The organism is Enterobacter sp. V89_11 (assembly GCF_029967775.1).
GTDB lineage: Bacteria > Pseudomonadota > Gammaproteobacteria > Enterobacterales > Enterobacteriaceae > Enterobacter > Enterobacter ludwigii.
This window is the reverse complement of the sequence record NZ_JASCAN010000034.1, coordinates 1-9489: the sequence shown is the minus strand read 5'-3', so window position 1 is coordinate 9489 and position 9489 is coordinate 1. Positions and strand designations below refer to the sequence as shown.

Annotated in this window: 10 protein-coding genes and 1 tRNA gene; 7 read left to right on the top strand and 4 right to left on the bottom strand. The window is 52.1% G+C overall.

Features of this window, described 5'->3' with window-relative positions:
- Window positions 1-2: 2 nt before the first annotated feature.
- Both QLG09_RS21960 and dkgB read left to right on the top strand, forming a co-directional pair.
- Window positions 3-79: transfer RNA gene (locus QLG09_RS21960), tRNA-Asp, on the top strand.
- Window positions 80-241: 162 nt separating this feature from the next.
- Window positions 242-1045: a 2,5-didehydrogluconate reductase DkgB gene (gene dkgB / locus QLG09_RS21955; RefSeq protein ID WP_032679648.1), complete on the top strand. Its 804-nt coding sequence runs from the start codon at window positions 242-244 to the stop codon at window positions 1043-1045.
- Between the two features lie 31 nt (window positions 1046-1076).
- Here dkgB and yafC read toward each other — a convergent pair whose 3' ends face one another.
- Window positions 1077-1982, bottom strand: a complete 906-nt coding sequence (gene yafC, locus QLG09_RS21950; protein WP_014168734.1) for a DNA-binding transcriptional regulator YafC — start codon at window positions 1980-1982, stop codon at window positions 1077-1079.
- Between the two features lie 104 nt (window positions 1983-2086).
- Here yafC and QLG09_RS21945 point away from each other — a divergent pair, with 104 nt between their 5' ends.
- The 3 genes from QLG09_RS21945 (at window position 2087) to QLG09_RS21935 (ending at window position 5047) form a co-directional block, all read left to right on the top strand.
- On the top strand, window positions 2087-3262 hold the full coding sequence (locus tag QLG09_RS21945; RefSeq protein ID WP_020882804.1) for an MFS transporter: 1176 nt from the start codon (window positions 2087-2089) through the stop codon (window positions 3260-3262).
- A 136-nt stretch (window positions 3263-3398) separates the two neighbouring features.
- Window positions 3399-4199, top strand: a complete 801-nt coding sequence (locus QLG09_RS21940; protein WP_025205128.1) for an endonuclease/exonuclease/phosphatase family protein — start codon at window positions 3399-3401, stop codon at window positions 4197-4199.
- A gap of 74 nt (window positions 4200-4273) precedes the next feature.
- Window positions 4274-5047, top strand: a complete 774-nt coding sequence (locus tag QLG09_RS21935) for a class I SAM-dependent methyltransferase (RefSeq protein WP_049022729.1) — start codon at window positions 4274-4276, stop codon at window positions 5045-5047.
- A 52-nt stretch (window positions 5048-5099) separates the two neighbouring features.
- Here the strand turns inward: QLG09_RS21935 and mltD are convergent, their stop codons facing one another.
- Window positions 5100-6464, bottom strand: a complete 1365-nt coding sequence (gene mltD, locus QLG09_RS21930; RefSeq protein WP_014168738.1) for a murein transglycosylase D — start codon at window positions 6462-6464, stop codon at window positions 5100-5102.
- Window positions 6465-6532: 68 nt separating this feature from the next.
- The gene (gene gloB, locus QLG09_RS21925; RefSeq protein ID WP_282489403.1) at window positions 6533-7291 is read right to left on the bottom strand and encodes a hydroxyacylglutathione hydrolase; all 759 of its coding nucleotides are present in this window, start codon (window positions 7289-7291) and stop codon (window positions 6533-6535) included.
- 32 nt (window positions 7292-7323) lie between these two features.
- Between gloB and QLG09_RS21920 the strand changes: the two genes are divergently transcribed.
- Window positions 7324-8040 (top strand): class I SAM-dependent methyltransferase, encoded by a 717-nt coding sequence (locus QLG09_RS21920; RefSeq protein ID WP_020882800.1) that lies wholly within the window; start codon window positions 7324-7326, stop codon window positions 8038-8040.
- Here QLG09_RS21920 and rnhA read toward each other — a convergent pair whose 3' ends face one another.
- The gene (rnhA, locus tag QLG09_RS21915) at window positions 8041-8541 is read right to left on the bottom strand and encodes a ribonuclease HI (RefSeq protein WP_226778004.1); all 501 of its coding nucleotides are present in this window, start codon (window positions 8539-8541) and stop codon (window positions 8041-8043) included.
- A gap of 31 nt (window positions 8542-8572) precedes the next feature.
- On the opposite strand from rnhA, the gene dnaQ reads away from it, so the two are divergent.
- Window positions 8573-9304 carry a DNA polymerase III subunit epsilon gene (gene dnaQ / locus QLG09_RS21910; RefSeq protein ID WP_047356240.1) on the top strand — a complete coding sequence of 244 codons (732 nt, stop codon included), beginning with the start codon at window positions 8573-8575 and terminating at the stop codon, window positions 9302-9304.
- Window positions 9305-9489: the final 185 nt, after the last annotated feature.

The following is a 9489-nucleotide window of genomic DNA, read 5'->3' as shown; positions in this document are numbered from 1 at the left end:
GTGGAGCGGTAGTTCAGTCGGTTAGAATACCTGCCTGTCACGCAGGGGGTCGCGGGTTCGAGTCCCGTCCGTTCCGCCACTTATTAAAAGCCCTGAGTTAACGCTCAGGGCTTTTTTCATATCTGTCGTATCATTATTGCCAAATCAGCAAAAATCCTCTGCGTTAAACGCTCTTTTTCTGCATAACGGCAGCAGCGATAATCCTCCTCAGTTAACAATCATTATGAATAACGAGGATTACATGACTATCCCTGCACTGGGTCTGGGCACTTTCCGCCTGAAAGACGACGTTGTTATCGCATCCGTTAAAACTGCACTTGAACTTGGCTATCGCGCAATTGATACGGCGCAGATTTATGATAACGAAGCTGCCGTTGGTCAGGCTATCGAAGAGAGCGGCGTAGCGCGCAGCGAGCTTTTCATCACCACCAAAATCTGGACTGAAAACCTCAGCAAAGACAAATTGATCCCCAGCCTGAAAGAGAGCCTGGAAAAACTGCGTACCGATTATGTGGATCTGACGTTGATCCACTGGCCATCACCGAACGATGCCGTGTCAGTCGAGGAGTTCATGCAGGCATTGCTCGAAGCGAAAGAGCAGGGCTTAACGCGTGAAATAGGTATTTCTAATTTCACCATCCCGCTGATGGAAAAAGCCATAGCCGCCGTGGGGGCAGAAAACATTGCAACCAATCAGATTGAACTCTCTCCCTACCTGCAAAACCGCAAAGTCGTGGACTGGGCAAAACAGCACGGCATCCACATCACCTCATATATGACCCTGGCCTACGGTAAGGCACTGAAAGATGACGTGATTAATCGTATCGCAGAAAAACATAGCGCAACGGCTGCACAGGTGATTCTGGCATGGGCGATGGGTGAAGGTTACGCCGTGATCCCCTCTTCAACCCGACGTGAAAACCTGGCCAGCAACCTGTTAGCGAGGGATCTCCAGCTGGACGACGAAGACAAAAAAGCGATCGCTGCCCTGGAATGCAACGATCGTCTGGTCAGCCCTGAAGGTCTGGCACCTGACTGGGATTAATATTGACCCTTTCCTCTGTAGCCTGAAACCCTCACACAGCTCCCCCGGGAGCTGTTTTTATATGTTCGCTCAGGAAATCGATAAAGGCGCGTATGCGCGTACTTACCGCTCTGTCACTGTAATAAACTGCACTAAAAGGCATCTCCACAGGCAGACGTTTATCTGCCATCAGCTCTACAAGCTCACCGCGTGCAATTTCTTTATCAATCATATAGTCCGACAAACAGGCGATCCCATTTCCTTCGAGGCAAAGCTGCTTCAGCGTTTCTCCACTGTTGGACGATAACCCACTGGTGATTTCATGCAGTTGACCATCATGACAGGCCACAGGCCAGGTGTTCAGCGATACGGGTTCCGTGAAGCCCAGGCACAGGTGCTGCTTCAGCTCTTCAACCGTCTCTGGTTTGCCATGCTCTGCGATGTATTGCGGTGACGCGACTATCTTGCGGTAGCTGGCAAAAAGAGGGCGGGCCCGCAAGCTCGAGTCGGTCAGGGTGCCGGCCCGGATCGCCACATCCACTTTCCGCTCGATGAGATTGATAAACGTCTCTGAGGAAACTAACGAGAGCGTCATCTCCGGATAGCGTTCGCGGAAAGGCTTGATCAGCGGCATCAGAAAATGAAGAACAACCGGTGTTGCCGCATCAATGCGCAGCAATCCGCGTGGCGTGCTACGGGTTTCCATAATCTCTGTTTCTGCCGCCGCCATCTCCTGCAGGACGGACTGCACACGGCGGAAGTAACGCTCGCCTTCCTCCGTCAGGCTTAGCTGACGCGTCGTTCGGTTGAGAAGACTGACGCCGAGCTTCATCTCCAGTTTTTTCACCGAGCGGCTGATGGCTGAATTAGCCTGCCCCAACTGCTCGGCCGCACGGCTAAAACTGCCGCTTTCGACGACGGCGACAAAAATTGTCAGCTCTTCCGACGTTGCTTTCATTGTTGCACCACCTGCAAAATTCTATTGATATTTTGACCATTTTTGTTATTTAAGCACTGGCGCATACTGCCTGTCATCTTAATCCTGATGATATGGAGTTATTTATGCCACTGGCGCTACTTGCCCTGACGATCAGTGCCTTTGCAATTGGCACGACCGAATTTGTTATCGTAGGACTGGTGCCTACGATAGCTAACCAGCTTTCAATCTCGCTGCCTTCTGCCGGCCTGTTGGTTTCTATCTATGCGCTCGGGGTTGCCATCGGCGCCCCCGTCCTGACCGCGTTGACGGGACGTTTCCCGCGTAAGCCGCTGTTGGTTGCGCTGATGGTGTTATTCACCGCTGGCAATATTCTGGCCTGGCAGGCGCCGGACTACACCACGCTGGTGATTGCCCGGCTGCTGACCGGTCTCGCTCACGGTGTGTTCTTCTCCATTGGTTCAACTATTGCAACCAGCCTGGTACCAAAAGAGAAAGCAGCATCCGCCATCGCGATTATGTTCGGTGGTCTGACCGTCGCCCTTGTCACCGGTGTACCGTTAGGAACGTTTATCGGACAGCACTTTGGCTGGCGCGAAACCTTCCTTGCCGTCTCTTTACTGGGGGTGATTGCCCTGGTTGCCAGCCTGCTATTGGTACCGTCGACGATTGCAGGACGTGCGAGTGCCAGCCTGAGCGATCAGCTCAAGGTACTCACGCATCCGCGTTTGCTGATCATCTACGCCGTCACAGCGCTCGGCTATGGGGGAGTATTCACGGCTTTCACCTTCCTGGCTCCGATGATGCAGGACCTGGCAGGCTTCTCACCCAGTGCAGTGAGCTGGATTTTGCTGGGGTATGGTATCTCCGTCGCCATCGGTAATATCTGGGGAGGGAAGCTTGCGGACAAACATGGTGCAGTGCCGGCCCTGAAGTTTATCTTCGCAGCACTGGTTGTTCTGCTGATGATTTTCCAGTTCACGGCATCGATGCAATACGCCGCGCTGATAACGGTACTGGTGATGGGGATCTTCGCCTTTGGTAATGTGCCAGGCCTGCAGGTTTACGTGGTACAAAAAGCCGAACTTTATACACCCAACGCGGTAGATGTCGCATCGGGCCTGAATATTGCCGCGTTCAATATTGGGATTGCGCTGGGTTCTATCATTGGTGGGCAAACCGTTGAACATTTCGGATTAACCCAAACGCCATGGATTGGTGCGGTGATTGTTCTGGTCGCTTTCCTGCTGATTAGCCTGAGTGGGCGCCTTGATAAACCCGCTCGTGTAGTGCTGGGATAACATCAGTAAGTGCTTGCTTACAAAACTGGAAAGCGGTTTATCTGAAATTGCGTTGAAAGTGTAACCTAAAGTCCCTATAACATTAGAACCAGTCCGTTTTCCGGGCTGGTTCATGTTACAGAGGCCGTTTCCAAAAGTGCGAAAAAATACCTATGCCATGCGTTATGTTGCCGGAATGCCCGCGGAGAGGATCTTGCCTCCGGGGTCGTTTGCGAGCATAAGTCAGGCATTACCTGCCGGGACACCCTTAAGCAGCGATGAAAAAATCCGGGTGCTGGTGTGGAACATCTTTAAACAACAGCGCGCTGAGTGGTTATCGGTACTCAAGAATTTTGGGAAAGACGCCCATCTGGTGCTGTTGCAGGAGGCGCAAACCACCCCCGAGCTGGTAAGGTTTGCTACGACTCACTACCTTGCTGCTGACCAGGTTCCCGCGTTTGTCTTGCCGCAACATCCTTCTGGCGTGATGACCCTCTCTTCGGCTCATCCGGTCTATTGCTGCCCGCTGCGCGAACGCGAGCCGATTCTGCGTCTGGCGAAATCGGCGCTGGTAACGGTCTACCCGCTGCCGGACACGCGCATGCTGATGGTTGTGAATATCCACGCGGTCAACTTCAGCCTGGGCGTGGATGTGTATAGTAAGCAGTTACTTCCGATCGGTGACCAGATCGCCCATCACAGCGGGCCCATCATTATGGCCGGGGATTTTAATGCCTGGAGCCGTCCGCGCATGAATGCGCTGTATCGCTTTGCACGCGAAATGTCGCTGCGTGAAGTTCGTTTTAGCGATGACCAGCGCAAGAAAGCGTTTGGTCGTCCTCTCGATTTTGTCTTCTATCGTGGTCTGAACGTTCACGACGCCTCTGTTCTGGTGACGCGTGCCTCCGATCACAATCCTCTACTCGTTGAATTCAGTCCCGGCAAACCTGATAAATAATGGTATGTCAGGTCTGCCGTGGGGCAGGCCATTCGGGTGCTGCCCTTTATTTTAAACAACAAAAGGACAGTACGATGACAACAACACACTCCCATCATGACAACGTAGAAAAACAGTTTGGCTCCCAGGCAAATGCTTATCTGAGCAGTGCCGTGCACGCGTCTGGCCGTGATCTGGTCCGTCTCGGTGAACGCCTGGCGGCAGTGCCGCACGCGCACGTCCTGGACTTAGGCTGTGGTGCCGGGCATGCCAGCTTCACGGCAGCACAGCAGGTGGCGCAGGTCACGGCCTATGATTTATCCAGTCAGATGCTGGAGGTGGTTGCAGAGGCCGCAAAAGCCAAAGGGCTGAACAACATCGCAACGCGTCAGGGCTATGCCGAATCCTTACCCTTTGAAGATGCCTCATTTGAAGTTGTTATCAGCCGTTATTCTGCCCATCACTGGCATGACGTCGGCCAGGCATTACGTGAAGTTAAACGCGTTCTGAAGCCGGGCGGGGTCTTTATCATTATGGATGTGATGTCGCCGGGACATCCGGTGCGTAATATCTGGCTGCAAACGGTTGAAGCGCTGCGCGACACCTCGCATGTGCAAAACTACTCCAGCGGGGAGTGGTTAGCGCTGATTACTGAAGCGGGGCTGATCACACGTGCATTGATAACGGACCGCTTGCCGCTGGAGTTCAGCTCGTGGATTGCCCGTATGCGCACGCCGGAAGCGTTAAGCCAGGCCATTCGGTTGTATCAGGATAGTGCGTCAGCGGAAGTGAAGGCGTACTTTGAATTGCAGGATGATGGATCATTTACCAGCGATACCATCATGGCTGAAGCGCAAAAAGCAGAGTAAAGAAAAAAGGCACCGAGGGGAATCGGTGCCTTTTTATCGTTAGGTCGTGTCATCAGGAGTCTGGCGTGGCGCTGTTTTTCACAAACAACGTCAGCTGGTCGCCTGGTTTCAGATTGTCAGTATCATTGTTCCAGCGCATCACATCCTTGATATTTACGCCGTGTCGTTTTGCGATACTGGACAGTGAATCACCTTTACGCACACGATAGGTAATGCTATCGCTGTTGCTGGCGAGACGCTGTGCACTGTTACCTGCACCCACCGTCAGAGTCTGACCCACTTTCAGGCCTGAGCTGCGCAGATTATTCCACTGCTGCAGATCGTTTGCCGTCACGCCAAGACGTGAGGCAATGCCCGAAAGCGTATCACCTGACCGAACCTTATAGCTCCGGCTGTTCACGGATGATGCATCCGCGATCAGTGTTGACTGAACAGCGGCAATTTCACCCGATGCTAAAGACTCACGTAACTGCTCAGCATGTTTCTGCGGAACCATTACATACTGCGGACCACTGGCCCCCAGCGTTGAGCCTTTAACGCCAGCATTAAAGGTTTTCAGTTTACTTACCGACATACCCGTCATATCAGCAACCTGTTGAATATCAACCGGATTGCTGAGGCGAACACGCGCCAGTGCACGACTTTCGTCTGGTGTTGGCAGTTGTACACCGTAACGCTTGCTGTTCTTGAGAATATCGCTCAATGCCAGCATTTTCGGTACGTAAATCTTCGTTTCCTGTGGCAGTGAGAGCGACCAAAAATCGGTGGATTTACCCCGTGCTTTATTCGCTTTCATTGCCTTCAGTACACGACCTTCGCCACTGTTATACGCTGCGACCGTTAACAGCCAGTCGCCGTCGAACATCTTATTAAGACGTTCCATCATGTCGAGAGCGGCTGTCGTTGAAGCGACAACATCACGACGCGCATCATAGTTGCGGGTCTGTTTCAAACCATAGTTTCGCCCGGTGCTCGGAATGATCTGCCAAATGCCTGCGGCATTGGCGCCAGACGTCGCGTGTGGGTCAAAAGCGCTCTCCACTATGGGTAGGAGTACCAGCTCCATCGGCATGTTACGTTTCTTAACTTGCCCGGCTATCCAGTACATATACGGCTCTGCCCGTAAAGTTACATCGTGGAGATAGCTCTTATTTCTTAAATACTTTTGCTTCTGTTCGCGAATCCGGTTGTTTTCCGGAATTCCCATCTTTAGCTCGTCGCCAATAGAGGTCCACAAGTCTTCATCCTGTGCGAAAGACGTCCCATCGTCCATCCATCGCGCTGAACTTGTAAACTTCCCTGCTTCCCCTTGACCAGCTGCAGAAAGGCTCTGTGCGTGCTGTTGTACGTTGCTGCCGTTCTGCGACTGGCAACCTACAAGCAGGACAGAGGCGAGTAATATCGCTTTTGCCTTCATGTGTGTGTCAATAGTTGCTTAAAAGACGAGCGATGATAACGGCGAAATTTTGAAAAGGCAACCCGCAATTATCTGAAGTTATCTTTCTTTGACCTTAACCATGCAAATCGTTGTTCTGGTTGTGACAAATTTGTTTCTTTGTTAATTTCATCAATTAAATCAATATTATCTGTTCGTAAAAATAAATTAGTTTTACGCTCATTTTTCAGAATTACGGGGAGTGTTTTTTGGTTTTTTGCACGTAACTCCTTCACTTTGTGATAATAATCTTGAATCGCCCGATCCTCTGGCAAGATGCTCGCCGCAAACTTCATATTTCCTAATGTATACTCATGTGCGCAACAAATAAGGGTATCGTCAGGTAATGCGCTAATCTTCTGTAATGACTGGTACATCTGGGCTGGGGTGCCCTCAAAAAGTCTTCCACAGCCGCCGGAGAACAGCGTGTCGCCGCAAAAAAGATAAGGTTTGCTGTAGAAACAAAGATGTCCCAAAGTGTGACCTGGTGTAGCAAATACAGAAAACTCCCACTCGCCTATGAGGATATTTTCACCTTCTTCGACTACCTGCGTTGTTCCCTTATCTTGTGTCTCTGCCGGTCCGTAAACCACCAGATGCGGGAATTGGGCACGAAGGTCAGCAACGCCGCCGGTGTGATCGTTATGATGATGGGTCAGAAGGATGGCCTCTGGTTGCCAGCCGTTCTCTTTTATCGCGTCTGATACGGGAGCCGATTCTCCAGGATCGACAATGACGCACCGACGCTCGTCATCGACTAAAACCCAGATGTAATTGTCCTGAAAGGCGGGAATACTGATAAGATTCATAAATTACCTCTTATAGCGTGGTGGGTGTGTTGATGAAACCGGCAAGGATACCTCAGATTGTCCCGGCACCTGAACGTTGGGCCGAATTGCCCTGGGGTGAATACTATCGCGAGAACCTGGAACAGCAGCTTAAACCCTGGCTCGCGAAAATGTATGGTTTTCACTTGCTTAAGATTGGCAATCTCAGCGCGGAAATCAATACCGAAAGCTGCGCTATCTCACATCAGGTTAATGTCTCTCTTGGCGCATCGCCGGTTCAGGTGAAAGCGGATCCTTTACATCTGCCGTTTGCGGAAAAGTCCGTTGATGCCTGCCTGCTGGCACACACGTTGCCCTGGTGCAGCGATCCTCATCGCCTGCTGCGCGAGGCCGACCGCGTCCTGATTGATGATGGCTGGCTGATACTCAGCGGGTTCAATCCGCTGAGTCTGATGGGGCTGCGCAAGCTGGTTCCGGTGCTTCGCCGGACACCGCCGTATAACAGCAGGATGTTCACGATGATGCGCCAGCTTGACTGGCTTTCACTGCTGAATTTTGAGGTGCTCTGCTCGGGCGGTTTTCAGGTACTTCCCTGGGCGCGGCAGGGGGGCGTTGTTCTGAGCACCCATCTGCCGGCATTAGGCTGCATGCAATTTATTGTCGCGCGTAAGCGGACCATCCCCCTTACGCTTAATCCGATGAAGCAGAGTAAATCGAAATCGCCCATTCGCCAGACCGTGGGCGCCACGCGGCAGTACAGAAAACCCTGATCAGGATTCGGGCTGATAGCCTGTGTCTTCATGAGCGGGGTTGGATGCCGCCGCCCGTGCCAGTTCGTCACAACGTTCGTTTTCGGGGTGGCCTGCGTGACCTTTAACCCATTCCCATTTAATCTCGTGCTGGCCCAGCGCAGCATCAAGACGTTTCCAGAGATCGACGTTTTTGACCGGCTTTTTGTCTGCCGTCTTCCAGCCGCGTTTTTTCCAGTTGTGGATCCACTGGGTGATCCCCTGGCGTACGTACTGACTGTCAGTGCTCAACACCACATCGCAGTGTTCTTTTAGCGCTTCCAGCGCCACAATGGCGGCCATCAACTCCATGCGGTTGTTGGTGGTCAGAAAATAGCCTTCGCTAAAAGTTTTTTCATGCTCACGATAGCGCATAATCGCGCCATAACCGCCAGGCCCTGGGTTGCCGAGGCAAGATCCATCGGTGAAAATTTCTACCTGTTTACGCATCTCTGGTAGACTTCCTGTATTTGAAACGTTCAGTTAAACGATAAGTCTGACATAAATGACCGCTATGAGCACTGCAATTACTCGCCAGATTGTCCTCGATACCGAAACCACCGGTATGAACCAGATCGGCGCGCACTACGAAGGGCACAAGATCATCGAGATCGGTGCCGTTGAAGTGGTGAACCGTCGTCTTACGGGGAACAACTTCCATGTCTACCTCAAACCCGACCGGCTGGTGGACCCAGAAGCGTTCGGCGTGCACGGTATCGCCGATGAGTTCTTGCTGGATAAACCGACCTTTGCGGAAGTGGCAGACGAGTTTCTGGAATATATCAAAGGCGCCGAGCTTATCATTCACAACGCGTCGTTCGATATCGGCTTTATGGACTATGAGTTCAGTAAGCTCCATCGTGATATTCCGAAAACGAACACGTTCTGTAAGGTGACCGATAGCCTGGCGCTGGCAAGGAAAATGTTTCCTGGCAAGCGTAACAGCCTGGATGCGCTCTGTTCTCGCTATGAAATAGATAACACCAAGCGAACGTTGCACGGCGCATTGCTCGATGCCCAGATCCTGGCGGATGTCTACCTGGCGATGACCGGTGGTCAGACGTCCATGAAGTTCAGCATGGAAAATGAATCGCAGCAGACGCAGGGGGAAGCGGGGATTCAACGCGTTGTTCGCCAGGCCAGTCGTTTGCGAGTGGTTTTAGCCAATGATGAAGAGTTACTTAACCATGAATCCCGTCTTGATTTAGTGCAGAAGAAAGGCGGAAGCTGCATGTGGCGGGCCTGAAAAAGGGCCGGAATGCCTGTAAAATCATCGTTTGGGTGAATTTTGCAGCAAACGATTCAAAACGTGAGAAAAAGCGTTGACGAGTCCGGAGGCAAACCGTAATATGCGCCTCGTTCCCCCAGCGGGAACAGTGGAGCGGTAGTTCAGTCGGTTAGAATACCTGCCTGTCACGCAGGGGGTCGCGG

Coding starts and splice junctions, on each gene's coding strand:
- dkgB (WP_032679648.1), top strand. CDS start 242: ATGACTATCCCTGCACTGGGTCTGGGCACTTTCCGCCTGAAAGACGAC.
- yafC (WP_014168734.1), bottom strand. CDS start 1,982: ATGAAAGCAACGTCGGAAGAGCTGACAATTTTTGTCGCCGTCGTCGAA.
- QLG09_RS21945 (WP_020882804.1), top strand. CDS start 2,087: ATGCCACTGGCGCTACTTGCCCTGACGATCAGTGCCTTTGCAATTGGC.
- QLG09_RS21935 (WP_049022729.1), top strand. CDS start 4,274: ATGACAACAACACACTCCCATCATGACAACGTAGAAAAACAGTTTGGC.
- mltD (WP_014168738.1), bottom strand. CDS start 6,464: ATGAAGGCAAAAGCGATATTACTCGCCTCTGTCCTGCTTGTAGGTTGC.
- gloB (WP_282489403.1), bottom strand. CDS start 7,291: ATGAATCTTATCAGTATTCCCGCCTTTCAGGACAATTACATCTGGGTT.
- QLG09_RS21920 (WP_020882800.1), top strand. CDS start 7,324: ATGAAACCGGCAAGGATACCTCAGATTGTCCCGGCACCTGAACGTTGG.
- dnaQ (WP_047356240.1), top strand. CDS start 8,573: ATGAGCACTGCAATTACTCGCCAGATTGTCCTCGATACCGAAACCACC.